Here is a 25,709-nt window from a genome sequence, read left to right as displayed (position 1 = left end):
GCCACGTAGCTTTGCGCAACACGGACTTCGCCGAGTGGCCGGCAAAGCGCAGGATGTGCGCATGCCCGAGTTCAGCACAGCGCAGGTCCACGCAGGGGAGGTGGGTGACGCCGCCCACGGTGCCCGCGTCACCCCGATCTATCTGACTGCCGGTTTCGAGTTCGACAGCTTCGCTCACGCGGAGCAGCGGTTCGGCGGCGATGACCCGGGCTATACGTACAGCCGATCGGGAAACCCGACGACGGCGTCGCTGGAGCGACGAGTGGCCGCCCTCGAGGGCGGCAGGGAGGCGATCGCGGTCGGCAGCGGGCAGGCCGCGCTGACCGTGGCGGTGCTGGGGCTCGTGAAGGCCGGGGATCACGTGCTCTCCGCGCAGAGCGTCTACTCCGGCACCCGCGGGCTCTTCGAGACCGGGCTGAAGCGGCTCGGCGTCGAGATCGAATTCATCGACAGGCCCGACGATCCGGAGGAGTGGAGGCGGCGGATCCGGGGGAACACGCGCGTGCTGTTCGGCGAGTCGATCGGCAACCCCGGGAACGATGTGCTCGACATCGCTGCGGTGGCGGCCGTAGCACACGAACACGGGCTTCCCCTCGTCGTCGACAACACTCTCGCGACCCCCTACCTGCTCCGCCCGGGCGAGCACGGCGCCGACATCGTGGTGCACTCGGCGAGCAAGTACCTCGGCGGTCACGGCTCGGCACTCGGCGGTGTCGTCGTCGACCGAGGCAGCTACGACTGGGCAGCGTCCCCCTTCGAGCACCTCACCGCGCCGGACGACTGGCTCCACGGGGACAGCTACGTCGGCGCGTACGGAGCCGGGGCGTACACCGCCTTCGCGCGCTCGGTCGTGTCGTCGCTGTTCGGCCCCGTCCTGTCGCCGGTCAACGCCTTCCTCATCCAACAGGGCATCGAGACCCTGTCGCTCCGGCTCCGGCAGCAATCGGACACGGCACTGACCGTGGCACGCTGGCTGGAGCGTCAGCCCGAGGTGGCGGGCGTCGACTACGCCGGACTCGAGTCGCATCCCTCGCACGCTCTCGCGCAGCGGTACCTGCCGCGCGGCGCCGGGGCGATCCTCGGCTTCACCCTCGCCGGGGGCGCGGCCGCGGCCGAGCGCTTCTACGATGCTGTGACCGTGTTCAGCCGGATGACCCACATCGGGGACGTCCGCTCGCTCATCCTGCACCCGGCAACCACGACGCACGCGCACCTGCACGACGAGGTCCGGGAGGCCACCGGTATCGGCGACGGGCTGCTGCGGCTCTCGATCGGCCTCGAAGACCCCACCGACCTGATCGCCGACCTCGAGCGCGGGATCGCGGCCGTCGCGACGGCCGCCCGCGCGCGGGCGACGACCACCCCGATCGCAGACACCCGCCTCGTCGCGGCGGCCGGCAACTAGGGGGACGCATGACCAGGCTGCAGCACTTCGGCTGGTTCTTCGCCCGCGGGTTCGGCCCGCAGGGGTGGGGACATCCCTCCTACGAGTGGAACTACGACTGGACCAAGCCGCGCCTCTACCAGCAGGCCGCCAGGGAACTGGAGCAGGCGGGGCTCGACCTCGTGATCATCGAGGACGCCCTCTCGATCGGGTTCCCCGAGACCATCGACCTGCGCGTGCGGGAGGCCTACGGTGGTCCGAAGCACGACCCGCTCATCCTGTCGCCCTACCTCCTCGACGCGACAGAGCACCTCGGCGTCGCACCCACCATCAACGCGGGCGCCTACCCGCCGTATGTCGCCGCGCGGCAGTTCGCCACGCTCCACCATCTCAGCGACCACCGCCTCGGCATCAACGTCGTCACCGACGTCGGCAGCGCACGCCACCTCGGGCTCCCGCCGCTGGCGCACGATGCCGCCTACGACCGCGCCGAGGAATGGCTCGGCGTCATCCGCCGGCTCTGGCACAGCTGGGACGACGACGCGCTGATCGCAGACCCGCGCACCCGTCGCTACGCCGACGGGTCGAAGATCCGCGCCTTCGAGCACGAGGGCGAGTACTTCCGCGTGACGGGGCCGCTCAACGCCGTGCCGTTCACGCGCGGCGACCCGGCCATCGTCTCCCCCGGCGGTTCACCGCGGGGCATCGCCTTCGCGGGAGCGCACTCCGACGTGCAGCTGGCGCTCGCACCGCTGGACGCCGAGAGCGTCCGCGCCTACCGGCAGAAGGTACGCCAGGCAGCGATCGACGCCGGGCGCGATCCCGACGCGATCAAGGTCCTCTTCGTCTTCAAGCCGGAGATCGTCGCGAGCGACGAGGAGGCAGACCGCGTCGTCGAGGCATCGAAGCACCCGACGGACGCCGAGCTCTACCGCGTGCTCGCCGGCCAGTCCAGCGACCTCGAGACCGACCTGAACGCCCTCTCGCTCGACGAGCCGTTCGACGCGTCGATCTTCGGCGACCACGTCTCGCTCGGCAGTATCAAGGGGCTGTTCGGCAAGGAGGGCGTGCGCGAGGGCGTCACCCTGCGCGACCTCATCACGCCGAAGACGGTCAAGGGCCGGATCACCGACCGCGCGGGGTTCGTCGGCACGGCGGAGCAGATCGCCGACTTCATCGAAGAGCTCGGCGACGAGGCCGACAACGACGGCCTGATCTTCTCCGGCGACCTGCACCCGGTCACGCTGCACCGGAACCTGGACGAGCTCGTCCCCGTCCTGCGTCGCCGCGGCGTGCTGCGGACGGAGTACGGAGACGGAGGCATCCGCGCGAACCTCGCGGACTTCTGACGTGCGGGCGACCGATGGGGCCGTCGGGCTGGCGGCCATGGTCGGCGCCGCGATCGCGTTCAGCACGAGCGGGATCCTGCTCAAGCCGCTGCTCGAGGCCGGCTGGTCGCCGGCAGCAGCGGTCTCCGTGCGCGTCGCACTCGGCGGCCTGGTGCTCGCACCCGCCGCCCTGATCGCGCTGCGAGGAAGCCTGCGACCCGTGCTTCGGTCCTGGAAGCTGGTACTCGGCTATGGACTGATCGCCGTGGCCGGGACGCAGGTGCTGTACTTCGCCGCGATCCAGCGGCTCCCGATCGCGGTCGCGCTCCTGGTGCAGTATTCGGCCCCGGTGATGATCGCCGTGCTCGGCTGGGCGACACGACGCGTCCCCATCCGCCCGGTCGTCGTCACGGGTGTCGTGCTCAGCGTCGTGGGGCTGGTGCTCGTCGTCGGCGTCGGCGGGGTCGGTCACGCCGGTGGCGGTCTCGACACCGCGGGCATCGGTCTCGCGCTCGCGGCCGCCGTGTGCCTCGCGGGGTACTACGTGCTCTCCGCGGTCCCGACGCCCGGGCTGCCGCCGGTCGCACTGGTCAGCTCCGGCCTGCTCGTGGGAGCGGTCGCAACGGTGGGCGTCGGACTGACCGGGATTCTCCCGCTCGCGTTCTCGACCGGCCAGGTCGAGCTGGGCGGGACCACGATGGCGTGGTGGGAGCCCATGCTCGTCGTGGCCCTCGTGGCGACGGCCGCGGCGTACTCGCTGAGCATCGCCGGTTCACGTCGCCTCGGGGCGCGCGTCGCGTCGTTCGCGGGCCTCACCGAGGTGGTGTCGGCCGTGATCCTCGCGTGGCTCCTGCTCGGCGAGCAGCCGGACGCGCGCCAGCTCGTCGGCGGTGCGTGCATCATCGCCGGCGTCGTGCTCGTCCGGCTCGAACGCACGACGGACGCCTCTGCACCGGACTCCTCTGCGCCGGGCTCCTCTGCGTCGGACTCCTCTGCGTCGGACGTTCAGACCGGCACGACTCGCGCAGGCCTCTCCAGTCCCAGCCGATCGCGCAGGGTGCCCGACGCGTAGGACTCGGGCGTCAGACCACGGTGCTGCAGCTCCGGCGTGACCAGTTCGACGAACCGGTCGAGGCTGTGCGGGAGCGTCAGCGACTGCACGATGAAACCGTCGGCCGCGCGCGCCTCCACCCGCTCCTCGATCACATCGGCGACCTCCGTCGCAGTGCCGACGACGATCCCCTCGCGGAACGAGCGGGCGTACACCTGCCGCGGCGTCGCCGGGGCGTCCCCGGTGCGCAACCCCTCGGCCCGGCGGTTCGGCGAACGCGACTCGTTCGACGTGTCGATGTCCGGATCGAACTCGAAGGGCTCATCGGCCGACCGCCCCGTGAGATCCTGGCCGATCGAGTGCGAGACGTCCTCCACGATCAGTGCATCCGGTGTCGAGGCGAGCAGCTGCTCGGCGAGATCCTCCGCCTCGCTCCGCGTGCTGCCGACCACGGGCTGCAGCGTCGGGAGGATGTGGAACGCCTCGGGATCGCGACCGGCGTCCGCCACCTGCTGCTTGAGCCCCGCGTAGAACGCCTGCGCCTCGGCCAACGGCCGGTACCCGGCGAACACGGCGTCGGCGGTCCGAGCCGCCAGCCGCTGGCCGGCTGGTGAGCCGCCCGCCTGGAACTGGACGGGGTGGCCCTGCGGCGGGCGAGCGATGTTGAGCGGCCCCCTGACCCGGAAGAACTCTCCGCGATGGTCCGCGGTGTGCAGCCGGCTGCGGTCGGCGAAGATGCCGCTCTGCCGGTCGGCGGGGAACGCGTCGTCGTCCCAGCTGTCCCAAAGTTCCTCGACCGTGCGCACGAACTCCTCGCCGCGCTCGTAGCGGCGCGAGTGGTCGAGGTGGTGATCGCCGCCGAAGTTCCTGGCCTCCTCGTCGTAGCGCGACGTGACCAGGTTCCACGCCGCACGTCCGCGGCTGAGATGGTCGAGCGACGCCAGCGAACGTGCCACGTGGTACGGCTCGTTGTAGGTCGTGGAGATCGTGGCAGCGAGGCCGATGTGCGACGTGTGCACGGCGAGCGCCGACAGCAGGGTCAGCGGCTCGAGCCGCAGCTGGCCGTAGTGGTCGACGCCCGACGGGTGACGATCCCAGAAGTAGAGCCCGTCCGCGAGGAAGATCGTGTCGAACACCCCGCGCTCCGCCGTCTCGGCGAAGTGCCGGTAGTGCCCTATCGTCAGGTGCCGATCGGGATGCGCGGTCTCGTGGCGCCATCCCGTGACGTGGGCGCCGCCGGGGTGGAAGGCGAACGCGCCGAGGTGGATGCGGCGGGTCATGCGGCGTACCTGCTTCCCGGTCGGGCGAGCCCGAGGTGCTCGCGGAGGGTGTCGCCCGCGTACTCGGCGGGGTAGACGCCCCGGTCGGTGAGCCGCGGCACGACCTCGGTGACGAAGTCGGTGAGGGTGTCAGGGAGGGTGGGGAACATCAGGATGAACCCGTCAGCGGCGTGCTCCTCGTAGGTCGTGGCCAGTCGATCGGCCAACGAGTCCGGCGTCCCGAGCACGAAACGGCGGCGCAGCACCGTGCGGTACAGCTCCCGGAGGGTGTAGTCGCGCTCGCCCAGGAGGGCGATGATCGAGGCGTAGAGCGACTTCGACTGGTTGAACCCGGCGACGTCGGGGTCGAACTCGAACTTCTCGTCGAGCTCGCGCGCTCCGAGGTCCTCACCGAGCCAGTGCGACAGCAGATCGAGGGCGACCTGCTCCGGCGTGAGCTCTTCGATGGACCGCAGCTTCTCCTCCGCCTCCGCAAGGGTTCGGCCGATCACGGGCTGCAGTGCAGGGAGGACCTTCACCGCCTCCGGGTCCCTGCCGCTGCGGCGGGCCCGGAGCTTGTAGTCACGGTAGAGCCGCTGCCCCGCGGCGAGGTCGTCGGAGCCGAGCGTGAAGACCGCATCGGCGGTTCGTCCGGCCAGCGCGCGGCCGGCCTCCGACGCGCCCGCCTGGAACAGCGGCGGATGACCCTGCGGCGGCCGCGCGATGTTCAACGGGCCGCGGACGGAGAGGAACTCGCCCTGATGATCCAGGACGTGCACCTTCCCGCGGTCGGCGAAGAACCCCGACGCCTTGTCATAGCGCAGCGCGTCGTCGTCCCAGCTGTCCCAGAGCCCCTGGACCACGTCCACGAACTCCTCGCCGCGTCGGTAGCGCACGGCGTGATCGAGGTTGGCGTCCTTGCCGAAGTTGCGTGCCTCCTCGTCGCTCGCGCTCGTGACGAGGTTCCAGGCCGCCCGGCCTTCGCTGAGGTAGTCGAGCGATGCGAGCTTGCGTGCGACGTGGTACGGCTCGTTGTACGTCGTGGAGACCGTCGCAGCCAAGCCGATCTTCGTCGTCAGCTGCGAGAGGGCGGAGAGCAGCGTGAGGGGCTCTGGCCGGATGTTGACACCGTGGTCGATCCCCGAGTCGTACCGATCCCACACGTAGAGCTCATCGGCGATGAACACAGTGGCGAACCGGCCGTCCTCGGCCGTCCGAGCGAACTCGGCGTAATAGTCGAGGTCGAGATAGCGATCGGGTTCCGCGGCCGGCGATCGCCACCCGGTGATGTGCTCCCCACCGGGATAGAACAGCCCGGCTCCCAGGACGATCGGGTGCCGCTGCGCGCTCATCGCCCGGCCCCCGCGAGAACTGGTGAGGTCCAGCCGAGGGCCGGCGCGATCTCGGCCGTGAACTGCTCCAGAGCGTCGTGCCGCCGCGCGAAGCCGTCATACACCAGCTCGAGCTGCACCTGGAGGTGCGTGGTGAAGCGGAACGCGGGCTGCGACGCGATCGACTCCACGATGTCGTCGGTCGTGCCGTAGTGGAGGCCGACCGACGCCGCCTTCTCGGCGAGCGTGCTCGCCGGCGGGAGGAAGTCCTTGCCCCACGCCCACTTCCGCTCGATGCCCTCTCGAGCCGCGGCGAGAGCCTCCTCGCGGGTACGCCCGGGAAGGACCAGCGTTGACAGCCCCAGCCGGGGCGCGGCGCCCGAGAGGCGCAGCCCCTCCAGATAGGCGGCGGCCGTGACCTCGGCGGGGACGGTCTGGGTGGTGCCGACAAGCACTCCGAAGCCGCGCTCTCCTACGGCCCTGGCGCTCTCAGCGGTCAGCGTCGCCTCCCAGATGCGGTCGGGAAGAGTCGGCGCCGTCGGGGCGAGGGTGTGCCCGTCCGCGGTGACCGGCTCGCCGCGGAGGGCGTCCAGCAGTACGTCGAGCGCGTCGACGAAGGCCCGCCTGCGCTCGTCGCGGTCTTCCGGAAGCCGCCGGCCCAGCGCCTCGGCCGCCGCCGGCGCTCCCGCGCCGTTCGCGACGCCGAGCTCAAGACGCCCGTCGCTGATCGCGTCGAGAACCGCCGCGTCCTCCGCCACCCGGATCGGGTTCTCCAGTGGCAGGGTGATCGCGGCGGTGCCGAGGCGCAGCCGGGATGTCGCCGCGGCGAGAGCCGCCAGCAGCACGAACGGCGACGGCAGGCCGCCCGAGCGCGTGCTCCCTGGGCTCCGGAAGTGGAACTGCCGGACCCAGGCGTAGCCGAACCCGACCTCCTCGGCGTGTTCGAACAGCTGCAGGAATTCGCGGTACGACTCCGCCTCGCCGGCCTCTTCCGCGAAGTGCGCGAAGAGGCCGAGTTGCAGGGGCGCGTCGACGATCCGATCGGTCACCGGGGTCTCCGTTTCTCGTGAAGGCGGCCAATCTAGCCACGGCTCCCGGTGTCGAGGGAGCCTCTGTTGCGGGATATGTCAGAGATTTCGTTGTGTGTCGGCGAGGGTGGCGCTGCCGACACGAACCGCGTGAAGGTTCCACCCATGCCCACCGATCAGACATGGCTCCCACCCGTGACCGCGAACCTCGTTCAGCGCTTCCCGGCCTACCCGGAGACCTGGAGCTTCCAGCCCAGCGAACGCTGGGTCCGCGGCTTCGCCGACGACGTCGCCATTGTCGACAGCCGACGGCAGCTCCTCGTCTGGGAGCCGGGTCACAAGGTCCCCGAGTACGGATTCCCGCTCGCCGACATCCGAACCGACCTGTTCGAGGAGGCGGACCCGCCAGGGGCCGACCTCGGCTACTACCGTCCGCGCCGCGCGCCGGCGCAGTGGTACGACCTGCGGATCGGCGACCGGCTCGTCCGGCATGCCGCGTGGAGCTGGGACGTCCCGGAGTTGGGCGGCTTCCTCGGGGTCAGCTGGTTCCCCGGAGTGCTCGACCGCTGGCTGGAGGAGGAGCAGCCGGTGTTCACGCATCCACGCGATCAGTTCAGCCGGGTGGATGCGCTGCCCAGCAGCCGCCCCGTCACCGTCTCGCGCGACGGCGTCGTCCTCGCGGACAGCGACGAGACCGTCATCGTCTACGAGACCGGGCTCCTCCCCCGCTACTACTTCCCGCCGGAGCACGTGGACTTCTCCGCACTGACGGCGAGCGGCACGGCGTCCTCGTGCCCGTACAAGGGGCATACCACGCAGTACTGGAGCCTCGCCGATGGATCCCTCGACGATGTCGCGTGGTCCTACGGCGATCCGAAGGAGGACGTCGCCGCGATCGCGGGGCGCGTCGCTTTCTACACCGAACGCCTCGACCTGACCGTCGACGGCGAACGTCGCTGACCGCAGCACCCGCACCATCCGCACCACGCCACAGCCCGACCGCTCACAGCCCGAACTCTCACAGCCAGGAGACCCGAATGACCATCCGAACGTCCCACCGACGACGTGCGGCCGCACTCGCCGCCACTCTCGCCTCTGCCGCCCTGCTCCTCGCCGGCTGCGCCACCTCGGGAGGCGCGACACCGACATCGTCGAGCGGCGCGAGCGGCGTCTACCGCATCCCGATCACCGATCCGGGCGGCGACATCGATCCGCTCACCGCAGCCGACTACAACGCCATGCTCCTGACCGGCCTCGCGTCCGAGGGCCTGATCAGCCTCGACGCGAAGGGCGAACTCGTGCCCCGGCTGGCCACCTCCTGGAAGCCGTCGGCCGACGGCCTCGCCTGGACCGTCGCCCTGCGGAAGGGGGCCGACTTCAACGACGGCACGCCCGTCACCGCGAAAGACGTCGTCGCCACCTTCGACGCCATCACCGCCAAGGACAGCAAGTCGCCGGGCAAGAGCTCGTTCGACGGCATCCTCTCGTCCGTGGCGGCGGGAAACGACGACGAGAGCGTCGTCTTCACACTGGCACGCCCGTTCTCCGATTTCCCCCGTCTGCTGACGGGCGCGAACACAGCGATCCTGCCGGCCGGCTACACGCCGGGCGGCTGGCTCAAGCACCCGGTCGGTGCCGGCCAGTTCGTCCTGGACAAGTTCACTCCCGGCCAGGGGGCGACGTTCTCGAAGAATCCCAAGTACTGGGACGCCAAGGACATCAAGATCTCGGGCGTCCAGCTCAAGGTCTACGCCGACACCCAGGCCGAGCTGCTCGCGTTCCAGGCCGGCGAGATCGACCGCATCGACCAGTCGAGCGAGGTCGCCGCGGCGGTGAAGGCCTCCGACTACAACGAGGTCAGCTCCGGCTACAACAAGTTCGACGGCATCTTCCTCAATGTCACCGCGGCGCCGTTCGACGACCCGAAGGTTCGCCAGGCCGTCGCCTGGGCGATCGACCGGCCCGGCCTGGTGAAGAACGTCTACGGCGGCAACGCCGTCGTGGCGAACGACACGACCTACTTCCCGGACTACCCGCTCCAGCCGCAGGGCCTCGACCAGCGCCAGAAGAACACCGACAAGGTGGCCGGGCTCCTCGGCGGCAAGACGGTCTCGTTCGACATCACCACCGACAACAAGCTCTACGGCGAGGTGCTTCAGCAGCAGCTCAACGCGGTGAAGGGCTTCAAAGTCGGCCTGAAGGTGCTCACGAGCGAGCAGTACTACGCCGACGGTGCGGACTCGCCCTGGCTGAACGCGCCGCTGACCATCACCAACTGGGCCGTGCGCGCCCCGTCGCAGTACATCTCGCTCATCTTCACCTCCGGAGCGGCATGGAACGCGTCGCACTACTCCAACCCGCAGCTGGAGGCGACCTCGGCGGCCTACGACAAGGCGACCGACAAGACCGAGCGCCAGAAGCTCGTGAACGAGATCGCCGCGACCCAGTGGAAGGACCTGGCTGTGATCGTCCCCACGTTCGCCAAAGCCAAGGTCCTGCAGAACAAGCGGGTGCACGGCGAGTTCCCGGGAGCGCTGGACTTCTACACCGGCTATTCCTTCAAGGGCATCACGATCACCGGCTGACCCCGCCGCTATCCCACCGCACCGAATCCCACCCGTACGAATCCCACCAGGAGACGACTCGTGACGACCACCAGCCCCCGCCTCCGCGACGCCGATCCGTCGCGCAGGCGGGGGCTGCGTGCGCTCGCGCCGCGCCACCTCGCGCTCACCCGCCTCGCCGGCCGGCGGCTCGTGCAGATCCCGCTGGTGCTGCTCGTGGTCTCGGTGCTGGTGTTCTGGCTCGTCCAGGTCGTCCCCGGCGACCCGGGGAGGAACGCCCTGGGCCCGTACGCCACGGCGACCCAGGTGGCCGCGTGGAACGCCGAGCACGGTCTCGACGGGAGCATCGTCGAACGGTACGTGCACTGGCTCGGCGGATTCGTCACGGGCGACTGGGGCGTCAGCCTCATCTACGCCCAGCCCGCGTCGGAGCTCATCCTCGGCCGCCTCGGCAACTCCCTGCTGCTGGGCCTGTACGCCTTCGTGATCGTCGTGCCGGTGGCGATCGCCCTCGGCGCGGTGCAGGCGTACCGGGAGGGCAGACGCACCGATCGATTCATCACCGTGGTGCTGATGTCGCTGTCCGCCGTCCCCGAGTTCGTGATCGGCATCGTCTTCCTCATCGTCTTCGCGGTGTGGCTCGGCTGGGTGCCGGTCAGCTCGGCCGCGGATGCGACCTCCGCCGATCCGTTGCTGCACCTGAGGGCCATGACCCTGCCGGCGATCACACTGGCGCTCGGTTATCTGGCCGTCCTCGTGCGGATGGTCCGCACCGGAACCCTCGAGACGCTGACGTCGCAGTACCACCGCACGGCGGTGCTCAAAGGTCTGACCCCCTCGCAGGTGGTCCGGTCGCACGTCGCCCGCAACGCACTGATCCCCACGATCTCCCTCCTCGGCATCTACCTGGGCACCCTGCTCGGCGGCAGCGCCATCGTCGAGTCCCTGTTCGGCTACCCCGGACTCGGAGCACTGCTCGTCACCGCGACGCAGAAGAAGGACATCGTGCTCCTGGAGGCCGGCGTGATGATCACCGGAGTCGTCTCGCTGCTGGCACTCCTGCTCACCGATGTGGTCTTCGCGCTCGTCGACCCACGGATCCGCTTCGATGCGAAGGAGTGAGATGGCGATCGACGACGTGGGGCTGGTGGACACGGAAGCGCAGGCGGCATCCGCCACGGCCCGGGCATCACGGGGCGAATCGAAGGAGACCGCCGATCCGGCGGATCCCCGTCCTGCGGCACAGCGAAGGGTCGCGCTCCAGCTGCTGCGGCGCCCGACGTTCGTGCTCAGCGCGCTCGTCGTGCTGTTCTGGATCGTCGCCGCCGTGGGCTGGCGGTGGTTCGGCCTCCACCCGTTCGCCGACACCGGTCAGCACCTCGCACCTCCTTCGGCCTCCCACTGGTTCGGCACCGACGACATCGGTCGTGACGTGTTCGCGCGCGTTCTGGCCGGAGCCGAGCCCGCTCTGGCGATCGGGCCGGCCGGGACCATCCTCGCGACGGTGCTCGGAAGCACCCTCGGACTCATCGCCGGGTACCACCGCGGCTGGGTCGACACGGCGCTCATGCGGGTCTTCGACGTCTTCCTGGCACTGCCGACACTCATCTTCATCCTGGTGATCGTCGGAGCCTTCGGCGCGAGCGTCCCGACTCTGATCCTCACCGTCGGCCTCGTCTTCGCCCCGGGCATCGCGCGGATCATCCGCGCCGCCGTGCTGACCGAGATGGGAAAGCAGTACGTGACGAGCGCGAAGCTGCAGCGGGAGTCCACGGTGCGCATCCTGTTCCGCGAGCTGCTGCCGAACATCTTCCCGACCATCCTCATCCAGGCCACCCTCAGCCTCGCCGCGGCGATCTTCATCTCGTCGTCGCTGTCGTTCCTCGGTCTGGCCTCCGCCCCGCCATCGCCGGACTGGGGCCTCGCGATCAGCGACAACCGCGCGTATCTGCAGAGTGCCGGCTGGACCGTGCTGTTCCCGGCCGCCGCGATCGCGTCCCTGGTCGTGGCCGTGCACCTCATCGCCGACAACCTCAAGGAGGTGCTCGACCGTTGAGCGACCCCATCGTCGACGTGAAGACCCTGAACGTCGAGTACCGGATCGGCGCAATGGCGCGCCGGGTGGTCTCCGACGTCGACCTGACCATCCACGCGGGCGAGTCGTACGGGCTCGTCGGCGAATCGGGCTCGGGGAAGAGCACGATCGCGCTGGCCCTCACCCGGTATCTGCCCGCCAACGCCACCATCTCCGCCGATCGGCTCATCGTCGACGGCCACGACGTGCCGGCCCTCGACTCCGCCGCCCTGCGCCGGTACCGCGCCGGATCCGTCGGGGTCGTCTACCAGGAGCCGGGGCTCGCGCTGAACCCCACCTCCAGCATCGGGGCCCAGCTCGCCGAGGTGTACCGCATCGCGGGCGCGTCGCGCTCGGACGCCTGGGCCGCCGCCGTCGACGCGGCGGCGAGCGTCGACCTTCCCGAACCGGAGGCCATCCTGCGCCGGTACCCGCACGAGCTGTCGGGTGGCCAGCAGCAGCGTGCCATCATCGCCATGGCGCTCGCGACCGATCCGCGACTGCTGATCCTCGACGAGCCGACCACCGGTCTCGACAGCAAGGTGGAGGCCGGGATCCTCGACCTCATCGAGCGGCTACGGAGGGAGCGCAGGTTCGCGACGCTGCTCATCAGCCACAATCTGCCGCTGGTGGCGACGCACTGCGATCGCGTGGCCGTGCTGCGTCAGGGAACGGTGGTGGAGCGCGCAGAGGCACGCCGGCTGCTGACGCGGCCGACGCACCCGTACTCCCGCGAGCTCGTGGCGGCGCTCCCCTCGCTCGACGGCCGGCCAGGGCGGGAACGGCCGGAGTCACGGACGCTGCTGGACCTCCGGTCGGTCACGAAGGACTTCGGCCGCAAGCGCGCCCTCGACGGGGTCTCCCTGACCGTCGCTGCCGGCGAGACACTCGGCGTCGTCGGCGAGTCGGGCAGCGGGAAGTCGACGCTCGGTCGCATCGCCGCCGGACTCACCTCGCACGGTGGGATCCGCGAGCTGAACGGCCCAGCGGGACGCATCCCGGTCCAGGTGGTGTTCCAGAACCCGGACGCCTCCCTCAATCCCCGCCGCACGGTCCGCCAGGTCCTGACCCGATCCATCCGCCTGCTCGGCGGCGACTGGGAGCCCCGGGCGCTCGCCGGCGCGGTCGGGCTGACCGGCGACGTGCTCGACAAGTTTCCCAGGGCGCTGTCGGGCGGCCAGAAGCAGCGCGTCGCCATCGCGCGGGCATTCGCAGGGCCTGTGCCACTCGTGGTGTGCGACGAAGTCACTTCGGCACTGGACGTCTCGGTCCAGGCGCAGATCCTCGACCTGCTGGCCGACCTCCGGGACCGCACAGGTGTGGCCTACCTCTTCATCAGCCACGACCTCGCGGTCGTCCGCTCGCTGGCGGACCGCATCATCGTGCTCAAACACGGGCGCATCGTGGAGGAGGGGCGCCCCGACGAGCTCTTCACCTCCCCGCGCGAGGAGTACACGAGGGAACTGGTCGGCGCTGCGACGGCGCTGAGGGCCGCGCTGCGCTGACCGCGGCAGGGCGGCCCGGCCCGGTCACGCTCCCGGGCGACCCGTTCTCGCAGCGAAGCTCGTCAGACGCTGGAGCTGCTCGGTCAGCTCGGAGCCGAAGGCTGCCGCGTCGTTCGCCGGGATCTTCCACAGGACCGCCCGGAGGTTCGAGCCGGCCTGCGACGCGGAGACGAAGAACTCCAGGTCTGAACCGGGGTACACGAGCGACGACTCCTGCACCGCGTCCCACCCGATCAGCAGGCGCCGACCGAGTGCGACGTCGAGGATCCGACCCGTGGCACCGGCGCCGCCCCGCTCGATCCGCACCGCTCCGCCCTGCCGCAGTTCCACCTCGGCCCGCTCGGCGAACCATCGGGACAACGCCGTGGGGCGCACCAACCCGTCGAAGACCCAGGCGGCCGGTGCAGCCAGCACCGCTTCCGCGCTCACCTCCACCAGATCGTCACGAAAGAACATCCTCGACACCTCCGACGCGACGGCAGGAGTCGAACCCGCAACACCTCTGGTCTGCTGCCGAAGCCCGGGACCGCCCGGTTCGCCGCGATAGCGCAACGCTAGAGCGGGCCGAAGGCGATGACGACGGGATGTTGCGAAAAGTGAAGGAGGGCTCGGCCCTCGGCCCTTCACCGTGACGAGTCGATGATCAGTGCCGCCATCCGTCGTGCAGCCTCGGCGGCCGAGACCTGCTTGTCCATCTGCGCGGTCGTCGTGGCGCCGTCGTAGAGGATCACCAACTGCTGCGTCGTCCAGGACGGATCGCGAACGCCGATCTCGGCGACGAGCCCACCGATGAGTCCGTGGAGCCAGTCGCGGAACTTCTCGCTCGCCGCCTCTTCCACGCCACCCGGCTCCGCTTCTGCGACCGCGTTCACGAACGCGCAGCCGCGGTAGTCCGGCCGGGCGAAGAGGATGCCGAGCGAGTCGAAGATCGAGAGGAGACGATCCCTGGGGTCGGGCCCGGCGGCTTCGATACCGTCGTCGATGGTCTTCTCCCAGGCGGCGTGGCGGCCGGCCAGGTAGGCGGAGACGAGCTCGTCCTTGCCGCCTTCGAAGTTGTAGTAGAGCGATCCCTTGGCGACCTGCGCCTTCTCGAGCACTCGATCGATGCCCACGGTGTGGATGCCCTCGTTGTAGAACAGCTCGTCGCTCGCCCGGAGCAGTCGTTCACGGGCGGACGGCTTCTTGGCCGGAGAATCGGTCATCCTGATCACTGTACCTCTCCGCCCGTCGGCGGGATCTCGGATCAGATGGCCGCTCGCCCGCCGTCGACCGCCAGGGTGACGCCGGTGATGTAGCTCGCCGCCGGAGAGGCGAGGAACCCGATGGCGTCCGCGATCTCCTGGTCGGTTCCCGGGCGCCCCATGATGGTCGTCTCGCCGAGCGCCACGGTGTCACCCTTGGCGCCCGGGGTCGCGACGGGGCCGGGTGCGACCGCGTTGACACGGACTCCTCGCGGGCTGAACTCGGCCGCCCACGCACGTGTGAGCGCGGACAACGCGGCCTTGGTCGCGCTGTAGGCCGCGCCGCCGGCGAGGCCCACGTTGGCGGCCATGCTGGAGATGCTCACGATCGCCCCGTCGCCTCGATCGGCCATGCCCGCGGCCAGCCGGGACGTCACGAGGTAGGCCGACTCCACATTCCCGGCGAACAGCTCGCCAAGGGTTTCCGCCGAGAGCTGGTTGCTCGGCCCGAACCACGCGAGCCCGGCGTTGTTGATCAGGATGTCGACCTCGCCCGCGTCCTCCGCCAACCGCAGGGCCTGGTCGGCGTCGGAGAGGTCGGCCGCCACGAAGCGTGCTCGACCTCCGGCCAGCTCGATCTCTTCCACGACCTGCACGCCGCGGTCGACGTTGCGGCCGTGCACGACGACCGTCGCGCCTTGAGCGGCGAGCTGGAAGGCGGCAGCCCGCCCGAGTCCGGAGGTGGCGCCCGTGACGAGCGCTGTCTTTCCGGTGAGCGACCACGAGTTCTGGGTGTCCATGGGATCGATCCTTTCGTTTATACCGATCTGTCTAAACGACACTTTAGACAGGTCTGTCTAATAGCGCAATACCCAACCGGGAGGAATCGAGCTCGCCGAACGAACCAGGCGAGAACACGCTCAGCACAGGGGGACCGACGGCCGACGGGCGACGGTGATGAAGATCGTCAACGACGCGAAGAACGTCCTGCCGGCGAGGTGCTGGAGCCAGCGGTCGGCTTGGGCCTGGTCGAGGTATCCCGCGGCCACCGACCGGCGCGTGACCCGGGCGAAGCCGAAGATGCGATCGCCCTCGACGGGGTCGGTGTAGGTCGCGGTGACCGGGATCACGGTGTCGAGCCGCAGTCCGGCGTCCTGCACGAGCCGCGGCAGCTCGCTGCCGATACGCGGATTGCGGATCAGCCGATCGATGACGAACCGCCGGTACGCCTCTGCGAGTTCCGGCTCGGGGCTGTCGACGAGGAGGGTCTGCCAGTCGGGCTCGGCGAGGACGACCCGCCCACCCGGCCGCAGGATCCGCCGGAGCCCGTCCAGCGCGGTCGCCGGAGCGGCGAGGTGCTGCGCGGTCCGGTCGACATAGACCCGGTCGACCGCGTCGTCGCCGAAGTGGAGGGCGTGCGCGTCGCCGGTCAGCAGACGAAGCCGCGGGTCCGCGAACCGTTCCCGCGCGGCGCGGAGTGCATTCTCGTCGGTGTCGACACCGATCAGGGAGCCGCCCGGACCGAGGCTGCGGAGCAGCGGCTCGAGTTCTCCGCCGGTGCCGCACCCGAGGTCCAGGACGGTGTCGCCGGGTTGCACCGCGAGCTGCTCGATCGCCAGAGCCTTGTACGCCTGGCCGGCCGCGGATGCCGCCGCACGGAGCAGGTAGTCAGCGGGTCTCTCGCCTTCGAAGATCGACACCGGCCCTGTGGGGGGCAGCACGTGCCGGCGCGCGCTCGAGTAGGACTCCCCGGTCTTCGACGCCCGCGCGCGGATCCGGCGTTTGAGGTTGCGGTTCTTGGTCATGGCGCTCCTTCACACCCCGAGCGATGCCCCCAGCGGCTCGCCTCGAGGCGATCCAGGATTCCTGACCGGCCCGAGTCGATGAGACCCTTTGCCTCGCGTGCGGCCGGCGCTGGGTGCCGGCATCGAGGTTCGGCGCGAGCCACGCCGTGAACGGAACTCTACCTCCCCCGCCTCTTGATACCTAGAACTCCCATGCCTAGAATCCCTAGGTATGGCCCACGACCGAATCAAGGGGAACCTCGACCTCCTCCTCCTCGCCGCTCTCGCCGCCGGCCCGGCGCACGGGTACGAACTCACCGCGAGCATCCGGGAACGCAGCGACGGCGAGTTCGTGCTGGCCGAAGGCACCGTCTACCCCGCGCTGCACGGGCTCGAGTCCCGCGGACTGATCACGAGCTCGTGGGAGGTCGTCGCCGGCAGGCGCCGCCGCGTCTACGAACTCAGCGGAGCCGGGCGCGAGGCCCGGGATCAGCAGGCCGCCGACTGGCAGCGCTTCGCCAGCGGCATGAATCGAGTGTTGGGAGCATCCGCATGACCAGTGATCGCATCGACGCCTACCTCGACGACATGCTCGACCGGCTGGAGGGCACCCCGGCCGAGCGCCGCCGGATGCTCACCGAGGCCGAAACGCACCTGCGCGACTCCGCCGACGCGTTCCAGCGCGGCGGGATGGACGCCGATGCCGCCCAGAACGCGGCGATCGACGCCTTCGGCGACGCCCCGGCGATCGCACGCGTCGCCAACCACCGCCGACCCGCCGAGCTGATCGCCGCCTGCGTTCGCGCGGCCGCGCAGCTCGCCGTCTACGGCTTCGCCGCGATCGGGCTGGCCACCCTCCTCGCCCGGGCCCTGGCGCTCGTGACCTCGACCCAGTGGGTCTACGGCGCGCCCGCCGCCTACCGGTTCAGCGCTGCGGAGTGCGCGCACTGGCTCGCCGTCCAGCCCGGAGCGAGCACCTGCAGCACCGCGGCCGCACTGGAGAGCTCCGACGACTCCTTCCTCTTCGTCCTCGCCGCCGCCGTCATCGGGCTGGTCATCGCGGGCGTGGTACTCACAGCGATGCGGCTGTCCCGGCGGCGTCCACTCGGTGCCAGGGCTCGCCTCCCACGCACGGTGGTCACGTCGATCGGGGCGACCGCGTTCCTCGGCGCCGGTCTCGCGCTGCTGGCCGCCGGAGCCGCCCACGGCGTCTCTCGCGTCGCGTGGGGGCAGGGCGTGCTCTACACCGACGGAGTCGTGGCGCTGATCTTCGGCATCGTCTTCCTCGCCCGGTTCCTTCTGACGATCCGTCCCGTGCGCACGTCCGCAGCATGAGCCGGACACTCACCGTCATCCTCTGCGGCGCCATCGGAATCGGCCTCGGAGCCCTCAGCGGCCGCATCCTGTTCGGCGGGTCCGCGTGGAACCTGATCCCCTGGGCGATCGTCGCGATCGCCATCGGCCTCATCCCCACGAACCGACTCACCGCCCTCCTGGCGTCCGGGATCTACGGCTATCTCCTCGTGGCGGTCTTCCTCTTCGCAGCGAACACCAGCAACACGCCGCCGGCCCAACGCATCCTCTTCGCTCTCACCCTCGCCCTCATCGGCCCCCTCTGCTCCATCGCGCTCACACTGCTCACCCGGCTCCTCCGGCTGCGTGTCCTCCGACGATGGCGAGGCGCCCGAATGGAGAGAGACCGGTAGGCGGTTGCCGCGCGCGGCGGAGCGGGGACGGCTGTCCGCCGAGACGCGGTTCAGGTACCGGTGCGTACGAGGACCGCGTCGAGATTGATCTGGTCGCCCACCGAAGCGGAGCCGTGCTCGCCCGCCACCACGACCCGGAGCACGTGCGTGCCCGGCGCGAGGCCGCCGAGCTCGAACACCCGCCTCTGGTTCGCCGGAGTGTCCGAGTACCAGTCCGGGCGGCCGACCTCGACACCGTCGACCGAGACGACGGCGATGCCCTTGTCCCCGCCGACGGAGCCGGAGAGCGCGAACCCGGTGCCGGTGAACGTGAGCTCGGCCGAGGCGCCGGCCTGTGAACTCCCGCGCAATTGCCCGAAGCGGAAGGCCGGATCGCCGACCGCCCACCAGCCCGCGGAGTAGGTCATCAGGGCGGCGGGGACGGCCGTCTCGGCGCCGGCCGCCGGATCGGGAGGGGTGGTGGCGCCGCCGATGACGGTGACGGCATCGACGGTGACCTGATCGCCCTGTGCGCCGGCGGAGTGCGTGCCGAGGACGGTCAGAGTGAGCACGTGCGCGCCCGGCGCCAGCCCGCGGACTCTGACGACCGGTGCCCCGTTCGCCGATGTCGCGGAGTACCAATCGGCGTCCGGGAGGTCCTGGCCGTCGATCGAGACCGACGCCCGGCCCTTGTCCGCTCCCACCGATCCGAGGACGTCGATGCCTGTGCCGGTGAAGTCGACACGGGCGGTCGCCCCCGCTTCGGAGGTGCCGCGCAGGCTCCCGCCGAGGAACGCGTCGCCGGGCGCCGCCCACCACTGCGACGAGAACTGGACGGCGGTATCGTCTTCCGTTCGCGGTGCAGCGCCGGTGAGGGCGTACCGATGAGTTCCGCTCGGCAGCCCGTCGAGGCGCACCATCCCGTCGGCGTCCGCCGTGACGGTGCGCGCCGCCCCGTCGACCGTCACGGTGTACTGCCCGCCCGCTTCGCGCGCCCAGCCGATGCGGATCGGCGTCGTGCCGGAGGTCGTCACGGTATAGTCCGCGACGCCGTTGTACGAGACGGCGACGTCCTGCGTTCCGCGGAGCCGGTAAGTGACGTGACTGCCGACGAGCGAGGCGTCGATCGCGGGAGCGATGTCCAGCCGGTCGTAGGCAGGCTGGAAACCGAGCACGTCGTGGTAGAGCGGCCAGACGCCGAGCACGTTGTTGACCATGAACGGCTCCTGCCAGATGTCACGTCGCGGTTGGAGGGTGTCGGGCTGGATGTTGCTCCAGCCGAGGAAGCCGTCCTCCGTGTAGCGCTCGACGACGGTGCGCGCCTGGTCGACGAGCGCACTCGTGTCCCCGGTCGCCGTCGCGAGCGGCGCAGCTGCCTGGACGTTCAGGGGGTGCACACCGCCGTCCTCGAAGAACGGGAAGTACATGCGCGGGGTGACGCCGTCGTCCAGCTTCTCACCGGACGCGCAGTCGGCTGGGCTCGATCCCGGGAGTTTCCAGGTGAAGTCCGTGCCGCCCTGGGCGCCGTGATCGTAGACGTAGCCGGTCTGCTCCAGCGCGGAGTACCGGCCGGAGACGGCGAGCGCCGAGCTGAGCTCTCGTCGGCCGTCGACCAGGCCGAGCATCGACGCGTAGCCGTTGGCGAACAGGTTGGAGCAGTCCTTCACGATCGCGCCGGAGGCGTCACGGGTGTAGGCGAACGACGTGGTCGCCGGTGACCAGAAGCCTCCGTCGGCGGTGCCCCGGTTGTATGCCGCCTTGAGGTTCGCCGCCAGTTGGTCGTAGTGGTCGGCTCTGGCGGAGTCGCCCAGCACGTTCCGTTCGAGTTCCGCCCATCGGGTGAGTGCGCCGTAGGCGAAGACGTTCTGGTAGGCACTGACCTGGCCGATGTCGTACTGGTCGTTCCATTCCGACCAGTCGGTGAAGCATCCGGTCGGACTCTGCGGGTCGGGGCACTGGGCGTTGGCGAACAGGCCGGCGGTCGGGCCGGACCGGATCAGCAGGTGGTTCTCCGCGTAGCCGAGCGCCAGCCTGACGGAGTCCTTCACGCCGGTGAGCCAGACCCGGTCGGGGTCGAGGTTGTAGAGCGTGGCCACGGAGAACACGGCATTGAGCGTGTTGTCGGTGGTCTCGTACGTGGGTTGCGCGTCATCGAGCAGCTTCCCGTAGGGGTCGCAGCAGTGCAGGCGTCCTGTGGTGTCCTGCAGGCCGCCGAGTTTGCCGCCGACCGGGGCGTTGATGTCGTCCGGGTTGCGCTTGGGCTCCGCGAAGATGTCGTCGAACTGGCCGCGCATGGAGGCGAAGGCCCCGGGATCCTGCAGCAGCTCGAGCGACCACACGTTCCACGGCGACGTGAAACCGGGGGCCTCGCCCGCACGGAAGGAACGCTCCGAGCTGGCCCCGATCGTGGCGCCCTGCACGATCGTGCGGCCGAAGTCGCCGATCAGGTCGCTCAGTGCCGCGTCGTTGAACCCGGTGAGCTGGTCCGAGCCGTAGTAGTCGGCCGTGGCCACGGGCGTGACGGTGAAGGCGGCCTGCTCGGTCGCGCCGTCGGAATAGGTGGAGGGCGCGAGAAGCTCCTGGCCGGCGACTTCGGAGAAGCGGCCCTTGTATCCCTTCGGATTCCCGTTGGCGTACGCTGTCGCCCCCGCGGTCAGACGCCAGCCCCCGGTGAGGCCGCCCCGAGCCGTGGGGGTGCCTTCGCGGGCCAGCAGGGCCGCGACAGTGCCGGTCGAGGACGCCGTCACGGACAGCCCGGCGGCGGACCCGTGGGTCAGGTAGACGAGCTGGGAGGTGTCGAACACGGCATGGTTGGGCGCGCGCTCGAGCAGGATCCCATTGCGGTGGAGCGCGTCGTGCTCGGTGAACACGTCCGAGGCTGCGTCGAGAGCGGCGCCACCGACCGGGATGTTTCCGCCGTCGGCGGGACGACGGACGTTCTCCCAGGTGTCCGCACCCCAGGTGATCGCGCCGGTCGTGGGGGTCAACGCGGTCGCGCCGGCGAGGTGGTAGGTGCGCGCGATCGACCAGCGGACGCTCGCGCCCACGACGTCGAAGGTCCACGACTCCGCCACGCTTCCCGCGGTCAGCGGGACGGTGAAGGCAAGGGTCGTCGATCCGCCTGCGCTCGACGCTGTGGCGCCGGTCGCCGCCGCACTCGTCACCGTGGTGCCGTCGGCCTGCCGGAACTCGGATGGCGTCGAACCGGCCGCATCGGCCACGGAGCGCCCGTCGACGGACAGCGAGGTGAGGTGCACACCGGACGAGTAGTCGACCGCCAGGGTGACCCGCGGGCTGCTCACCGTCAGCGTGCGTGCGACGGGGTCGACGTCGACCGACCCCGGTGAGCTGCCCACTCCACCGCCGGCCGGCTGCACGTGTGCGGGGGCCGCGGCTCCCCGCGACGAGGCCCGATCCGACGGGGCAGGAGTCGGCGCGGGCGTCGTCGTCGGGTCCGTCGCGACGGCCGGGACGGCCGGAGCCGCCGGCGCCTTCGTCGGATGCGGGGTCGAGGTCGCGACGGGCGCCGCCAGGCGGACCGGAGGAGCAGAGACCAGGGCGGGGACGACGAGGGCGACAGCGGTCGCGACCGCGGCTGCAGCCACGACCCCTCCCGCGGTGAACAGAACGGAGTGCTTCATCGTGTGCCTCCTTGCACGTGATGGGCGGGGTCAGCGGGACGTGACGCTGAACTGGCCGGCGTCGGCCGTTCCCGGCTGCGGGAGTAGATAACGGTCCAGGAAGGCGACCGGGTCGTCGTCGAGCAGGGCGATCGCCGCGACGATCGCGCTCAGGTCGTCCCGCCCGGGGACCACCCAGCGCTCGGCGATCTGCAGCGCCGACGGCGGAGCCACATCGTCGGGCCGGGCCGCTCGCCGGCGCAGCTCGCGGACCTGATTGTCGGCGTCGTGGCGCAGTACGGCACGGAGCTCGTCGGTCAGCGACGCGATCCGTTCCGGCGGCGCCGAGCGCAACAGAGCCGCCAGGGCGGTAGCCCGGAGGTGACAGGCATAGGCGGTCGTGCGGGTGATGAACCCCTCGACCTCGCTCACCTGGGCGCGGATGTGGCCGGCCAGGAGGTCGTCCGGGTCGGTCGCGTCCACGTCGACGGCGCTGCGGGGGACCAGTGCGAAGGCTTCCGTCATGCGGTCGGCCGCAGCCTGGAACCGCAGCTGCACGTCCTCGAGGAGCCAGGGGTGCGGCTCGCTGTCGTCGACGCGCTGGAACACCGCGTGACGGGTCGACCGCCAGGCCGGCGTGTCCCATTCGGACGCCGCGGTCTGGGTGCCGCGGACCGTCGCCGCCGACAGCGCGTGCACGGGCTCGCTCCGGCCCAGCTGGCGGACGAACCACGACGCGTCCCACGGGTAGAGCTCGTAGGCCTCCGACGCGACTCGCCAGAACCCAGCGAGCCAGGGCCGCTCGAACCGAGCGGCGAGAAGCTCCAGGATCCTGTCGTCGGGGGCGCCCGGATCGGCGAAGTGCGCCGCCGCGGCGAGGGCGTTCACGTCGAACGGGTCGGCCTGCAACCCGAAGTACTCCTTGATCCCGGCGACGCCGTCGAGCGACTCGACCGCCCTGAGCTGCCGCAGTGTCACTCCGGGGACGGGCAGATGCCGCCAGGGCTCGACCTCTTCATTCGACGACGACAGGAAGACCTCGACGACGATGGGGAGGCCTGCGCGAGCCGCACCGGCCACGGCGGCGCGCACGAAACGGTCGGCCGCGCCTGTCGAGATGACCTCGCCGACATTGCTGTGCACCATGAGACCGATCGGCACGTCCGCGAGCGCGTGGATGCACGCGAGGGCCTGCCCGGCCGAGAGCTCCCAGGGCTCCCACCACAGCCGGCCGTGCGGCCGGAGCCGGCGCCACCGGGCGGCGAGCGACGCGAGGAAGGCGGGGAGGCGGCGGTGGAGCGGCACGCCGGAGCAGCGCGGGCAGTCCCCGAACTCGCTGCACAGCCAGGCGTCCTGGTCGTAGGTGTAGATCAGGAGGTCGTCGAGATCCGGCAACCGGCCGGCGAGATCGCCGAGGGCGACGTCGTAGCGTTCCGCGGTCGCGGGATCGGAGACGCACTGCGGCAGTGCCGCCCCGTCGAAGCCGGCACGGCCCTGGTAGGGCAGGCCGAGGTGGAGGAGCGTCCGCAGTCCGGCGTCGTGCGCCGCCTCGGTCCGCTTCCGGACCACCGCGAGGCGCCGGGCACGCCCGTCGTCGCCGTCGCGCCCGCCGGACTCCGGAGCACCTTCGACCGCGACGAGGTCCTCGAGAGTGAGCACCTCATCGGCCGGCCGGTAGGACCACGCGATGTTCACCTGGACGTCGGTGAAGCCGTCGCGGCCGAGATCGCGGAGGCGTTCGGACGACCAATCGGTCTCCGGCTGCGATGGCGTCCCCAGGACGGCGACGCGGACGGGGCCCGCGGTCATGCGGCCCCCTCCGGCATCGTCGCCCGCTGACGGTCGAGATCGAAGACGTGCCGGAGCGGCGCGATGGTGCCGACCGGACGGGCCTGGTCGACGGGCAGGAACATCGCCTCCATCGAATCGCTCCAGCGCTGCTGCACGGGGTGGGCGGCCATCCGGCTACTGCTGGCGGCGAAGTCATCCGTCTCGAGGTAGCCGACGAGCAGCCCGGTCGGGTCGAGGAACATCGAGTAGTTGCGGTAGCCGCTCTCGTGCAGGGCCTCCAGCATCTCGGGCCAGATCCTGTCGTGCCGGTCCACGTACTCGCCGGTCGCCGCCGGGTCGATGCGGAGGAGGAAGCAGACCTTCTGCGTCACTTGACCGCTCCCGCCGTCAGGCCGCGCTGGAACTTGCCTTGCAGGAGTGCGTAGAGAAGGACCACGGGAAGCTGGATGATCACGAGCGCGGCGAAGATCTTCGGCACGTCAACGAAGAACGACAGCTGGAAGCTCGCCGGCACCACCGTCACCGTCCGCATCTCGGGGGCCGACATGAAGAGCAGCGCGAGCAGGAACTCGTTCCACGAGTTGAGGAAGGTCCAGATCCCGACCATGACGAGCGTCGGCGTCGTCAGGGGCAGCATCACGCGCAGGAACGCCCGCCACGTGCTGGCCCCGTCCACCACTGCCGCCTCCAGCAGCTGGTCGGGGAGCCCGTCGTACGCCCCGCGCAGGATGACGAGCGCGAAGGGCAGAGCGAGCGCCGTGTACGGCAGGATCAGCCCGGGATACGTGTTGTACAGCCCCAGCGCCTGCTGGATGCCGCTGAGCGGCACCAGGATCGCCGCCACAGGGATCATCAAGCCGGAGAGCAGGAGGCCGTAGACGAGGTTCCGCCCGCGGAAGCGGAGCTTGCTGAAGGCGAAAGCTCCGATGGACGCCAGCGCGAGCACGAGCACGACGGTGAACGCCGTCACGACGGCGCTGTTGAGCAGGTAGCGCCCGATCCCCTCCTTCGCGACGACCGCAGCGTAATTGGCGACGCCGCCGTCGGACAGGGAGACGGACACGAGCCGGTAGAGCGGCAGCATCCACACGATGGTGACGAACAGCATGATCGTCACGGCGATCCGGCCCGCCTTCATGAGCGGTCCCCTTTCAGGTACTGGCGCAGCTGGAACGCCGTGCAGATCATGGCGAGCAGGAACACGACGGTGCCGATGGCGGCGGCGCGGCCGTCGCGACCGTCGAGCAGCGTCTGGAACAGGAGCGTGGTCGGGACCTGGCTGGCGTTGTCGGGACCGCCACGGGTGAGGACGTACACGAGGTCGAAGGTCTTGAGCGTGCCGATCACGCCCAGGATCAGCAGCGAGAAGTGCGCCGGTCGAAGCATGGGCACGAGGACGTGCCAGAGGCTCTGGAACCGGTTGGCTCCGTCGAGCGAGGCCGCCTCGAGGACCTCGTCGTCGATCGCTGACAGCGCGGCCTGGTAGATCGCCATGCTGAATCCCGTCCACATCCACACGTTGACGAACGCGACGACCGGGAGGGCGAGAGCCGGGTCGGACAGCCACTGCTGCGCCGCGACGCCGAGACCGAGACTGCGGAGCGCTGTATTGACGGGTCCGTTCGACGCTTCGAGCAGGTCGGCGTAGAGGTAACCGACGACGACCGGCGTCAGCACGACGGGGAGGAAGAGGAGCGTCCGCAGGATCCCGCGGACGATCCCCTTCCCCTGCAGGGCGACGGCGAACAGGAGGCCGAGGACCATCTGCACCGGGACCGTCAGCACGGCGAACACGAGCACGTTGCGGAACGCGAGCAGCGACGGTCTGGCGGTGGCGATCCACTCGTAGTTCTTCAGGCCGACGAACGACAGCCCCGGATCGAGGTCGCTGTTCCCGAAGAGGCTGAGCACGAGGTTCGCGACGACCGGGTAGGCGATGTAGACCAGGAAGATCAGCATCGCGGGGACGATCAGCGCCGGGCCCAGCCACCCCTTCCGCCACCCCGCGTCGGCGGTGGGGCGCCTCGGGCGCCGTCCCGCCGACGCCGGCGGCCGCGCGGGTGCCGCTCCGGGGCGCTCGGCCTCGATGGTGGACGGGGAGGTCATGCTCGTGTTCCTTTCGAT

The 25,709-nt window shown here is 70.4% G+C and carries 23 protein-coding genes and 1 tRNA gene; 11 read left to right on the top strand and 13 right to left on the bottom strand.

What is annotated here, in order from left to right; genetic code table 11:
* Positions 1 to 61 precede the first annotated feature (61 nt).
* Genes KNO15_RS22155 through KNO15_RS22145 form a run of 3 tightly spaced genes read left to right on the top strand, consistent with a single transcriptional unit; the run spans position 62 to position 3,784 of the window.
* Positions 62 to 1,405 carry an O-acetylhomoserine aminocarboxypropyltransferase/cysteine synthase family protein gene (locus KNO15_RS22155; RefSeq protein ID WP_241706126.1) on the top strand — a complete coding sequence of 448 codons (1,344 nt, stop codon included), beginning with the start codon at positions 62 to 64 and terminating at the stop codon, positions 1,403 to 1,405.
* A gap of 8 nt (positions 1,406 to 1,413) precedes the next feature.
* Positions 1,414 to 2,733 carry an NtaA/DmoA family FMN-dependent monooxygenase gene (locus tag KNO15_RS22150; RefSeq protein WP_241706125.1) on the top strand — a complete coding sequence of 440 codons (1,320 nt, stop codon included), beginning with the start codon at positions 1,414 to 1,416 and terminating at the stop codon, positions 2,731 to 2,733.
* Position 2,734: 1 nt separating this feature from the next.
* The gene (locus tag KNO15_RS22145) at positions 2,735 to 3,784 is read left to right on the top strand and encodes an EamA family transporter (RefSeq protein ID WP_241706124.1); all 1,050 of its coding nucleotides are present in this window, start codon (positions 2,735 to 2,737) and stop codon (positions 3,782 to 3,784) included.
* Here the strand turns inward: KNO15_RS22145 and KNO15_RS22140 are convergent.
* Genes KNO15_RS22140 through KNO15_RS22130 form a run of 3 tightly spaced genes read right to left on the bottom strand, consistent with a single transcriptional unit; the run spans position 3,718 to position 7,402 of the window.
* Positions 3,718 to 5,043, bottom strand: a complete 1,326-nt coding sequence (locus KNO15_RS22140) for an NtaA/DmoA family FMN-dependent monooxygenase (RefSeq protein ID WP_241706123.1) — start codon at positions 5,041 to 5,043, stop codon at positions 3,718 to 3,720. The genes KNO15_RS22145 and KNO15_RS22140 overlap by 67 nt on opposite strands.
* On the bottom strand, positions 5,040 to 6,374 hold the full coding sequence (locus tag KNO15_RS22135) for an LLM class flavin-dependent oxidoreductase (RefSeq protein WP_241706122.1): 1,335 nt from the start codon (positions 6,372 to 6,374) through the stop codon (positions 5,040 to 5,042). The genes KNO15_RS22140 and KNO15_RS22135 overlap by 4 nt, the downstream gene beginning before the upstream one ends.
* Positions 6,371 to 7,402, bottom strand: a complete 1,032-nt coding sequence (locus KNO15_RS22130; protein ID WP_241706121.1) for an LLM class flavin-dependent oxidoreductase — start codon at positions 7,400 to 7,402, stop codon at positions 6,371 to 6,373. The genes KNO15_RS22135 and KNO15_RS22130 overlap by 4 nt, the downstream gene beginning before the upstream one ends.
* 144 nt (positions 7,403 to 7,546) lie before the next feature.
* On the opposite strand from KNO15_RS22130, the gene KNO15_RS22125 reads away from it, so the two are divergent.
* From KNO15_RS22125 to KNO15_RS22105, 5 genes are all read left to right on the top strand, one after another.
* On the top strand, positions 7,547 to 8,341 hold the full coding sequence (locus KNO15_RS22125) for a DUF427 domain-containing protein (protein WP_241706120.1): 795 nt from the start codon (positions 7,547 to 7,549) through the stop codon (positions 8,339 to 8,341).
* Between the two features lie 77 nt (positions 8,342 to 8,418).
* Complete coding sequence (locus tag KNO15_RS22120) at positions 8,419 to 9,966, top strand: ABC transporter substrate-binding protein (RefSeq protein ID WP_241706119.1); 1,548 nt, start codon at positions 8,419 to 8,421, stop codon at positions 9,964 to 9,966.
* Positions 9,967 to 10,026: 60 nt separating this feature from the next.
* Positions 10,027 to 11,067 carry an ABC transporter permease gene (locus KNO15_RS22115; RefSeq protein WP_241706118.1) on the top strand — a complete coding sequence of 347 codons (1,041 nt, stop codon included), beginning with the start codon at positions 10,027 to 10,029 and terminating at the stop codon, positions 11,065 to 11,067.
* 1 nt (position 11,068) lies between these two features.
* Entirely contained in the window at positions 11,069 to 12,001 is a 933-nt protein-coding gene (locus KNO15_RS22110; protein ID WP_241706117.1) for an ABC transporter permease, read from the top strand.
* Positions 11,998 to 13,524, top strand: coding sequence for an ATP-binding cassette domain-containing protein (locus KNO15_RS22105; protein WP_241706116.1), 1,527 nt, complete (start codon positions 11,998 to 12,000; stop codon positions 13,522 to 13,524). Before KNO15_RS22110 ends, KNO15_RS22105 begins: the two co-directional genes overlap by 4 nt.
* Before the next feature lie 24 nt (positions 13,525 to 13,548).
* Here KNO15_RS22105 and KNO15_RS22100 read toward each other — a convergent pair whose 3' ends face one another.
* From KNO15_RS22100 to KNO15_RS22080, 5 genes are all read right to left on the bottom strand, one after another.
* Entirely contained in the window at positions 13,549 to 13,980 is a 432-nt protein-coding gene (locus tag KNO15_RS22100; RefSeq protein WP_241706115.1) for an SRPBCC domain-containing protein, read from the bottom strand.
* A 14-nt stretch (positions 13,981 to 13,994) separates the two neighbouring features.
* Positions 13,995 to 14,067: transfer RNA gene (locus tag KNO15_RS22095), tRNA-Cys, on the bottom strand.
* Between the two features lie 80 nt (positions 14,068 to 14,147).
* Positions 14,148 to 14,726: a TetR/AcrR family transcriptional regulator gene (locus tag KNO15_RS22090; RefSeq protein WP_241706114.1), complete on the bottom strand. Its 579-nt coding sequence runs from the start codon at positions 14,724 to 14,726 to the stop codon at positions 14,148 to 14,150.
* A 41-nt stretch (positions 14,727 to 14,767) separates the two neighbouring features.
* Positions 14,768 to 15,505, bottom strand: coding sequence for an SDR family NAD(P)-dependent oxidoreductase (locus tag KNO15_RS22085; RefSeq protein ID WP_241706113.1), 738 nt, complete (start codon positions 15,503 to 15,505; stop codon positions 14,768 to 14,770).
* 120 nt (positions 15,506 to 15,625) lie between these two features.
* Positions 15,626 to 16,510 (bottom strand): methyltransferase domain-containing protein, encoded by an 885-nt coding sequence (locus tag KNO15_RS22080; RefSeq protein WP_241706112.1) that lies wholly within the window; start codon positions 16,508 to 16,510, stop codon positions 15,626 to 15,628.
* A 211-nt stretch (positions 16,511 to 16,721) separates the two neighbouring features.
* On the opposite strand from KNO15_RS22080, the gene KNO15_RS22075 reads away from it, so the two are divergent.
* The 3 genes from KNO15_RS22075 to KNO15_RS22065 are packed head-to-tail and all read left to right on the top strand — an operon-like array spanning position 16,722 to position 18,195.
* Complete coding sequence (locus KNO15_RS22075) at positions 16,722 to 17,045, top strand: PadR family transcriptional regulator (protein ID WP_241706111.1); 324 nt, start codon at positions 16,722 to 16,724, stop codon at positions 17,043 to 17,045.
* Positions 17,042 to 17,824 carry a permease prefix domain 1-containing protein gene (locus KNO15_RS22070; RefSeq protein ID WP_241706110.1) on the top strand — a complete coding sequence of 261 codons (783 nt, stop codon included), beginning with the start codon at positions 17,042 to 17,044 and terminating at the stop codon, positions 17,822 to 17,824. Before KNO15_RS22075 ends, KNO15_RS22070 begins: the two co-directional genes overlap by 4 nt.
* Complete coding sequence (locus KNO15_RS22065) at positions 17,821 to 18,195, top strand: hypothetical protein (RefSeq protein ID WP_241706109.1); 375 nt, start codon at positions 17,821 to 17,823, stop codon at positions 18,193 to 18,195. The genes KNO15_RS22070 and KNO15_RS22065 overlap by 4 nt, the downstream gene beginning before the upstream one ends.
* 50 nt (positions 18,196 to 18,245) lie before the next feature.
* Here the strand turns inward: KNO15_RS22065 and KNO15_RS22060 are convergent, their stop codons facing one another.
* The 5 genes from KNO15_RS22060 to KNO15_RS22040 are packed head-to-tail and all read right to left on the bottom strand — an operon-like array spanning position 18,246 to position 25,691.
* Positions 18,246 to 21,815 (bottom strand): hypothetical protein, encoded by a 3,570-nt coding sequence (locus KNO15_RS22060; RefSeq protein ID WP_241706108.1) that lies wholly within the window; start codon positions 21,813 to 21,815, stop codon positions 18,246 to 18,248.
* Positions 21,816 to 21,845: 30 nt separating this feature from the next.
* Complete coding sequence (locus KNO15_RS22055; RefSeq protein WP_241706107.1) at positions 21,846 to 23,603, bottom strand: hypothetical protein; 1,758 nt, start codon at positions 23,601 to 23,603, stop codon at positions 21,846 to 21,848.
* Positions 23,600 to 23,956 (bottom strand): L-rhamnose mutarotase, encoded by a 357-nt coding sequence (locus KNO15_RS22050; RefSeq protein ID WP_241706106.1) that lies wholly within the window; start codon positions 23,954 to 23,956, stop codon positions 23,600 to 23,602. The genes KNO15_RS22055 and KNO15_RS22050 overlap by 4 nt, the downstream gene beginning before the upstream one ends.
* Positions 23,953 to 24,723, bottom strand: a complete 771-nt coding sequence (locus KNO15_RS22045) for a carbohydrate ABC transporter permease (RefSeq protein ID WP_241706105.1) — start codon at positions 24,721 to 24,723, stop codon at positions 23,953 to 23,955. Before KNO15_RS22045 ends, KNO15_RS22050 begins: the two co-directional genes overlap by 4 nt.
* A complete protein-coding gene (locus KNO15_RS22040) occupies positions 24,720 to 25,691 on the bottom strand; it encodes a carbohydrate ABC transporter permease (protein WP_241706104.1) in 972 nt (323 codons plus the stop codon). The genes KNO15_RS22045 and KNO15_RS22040 overlap by 4 nt, the downstream gene beginning before the upstream one ends.
* Between the last annotated feature and the right edge of the window lie 18 nt (positions 25,692 to 25,709).

The sequence above is a fragment of the Leifsonia shinshuensis genome (assembly GCF_022606355.1).
GTDB lineage: Bacteria > Actinomycetota > Actinomycetes > Actinomycetales > Microbacteriaceae > Leifsonia > Leifsonia shinshuensis_B.
Note: the sequence above shows the minus strand (reverse complement) of the source record. Positions and strands in the feature narration are given on the sequence as shown.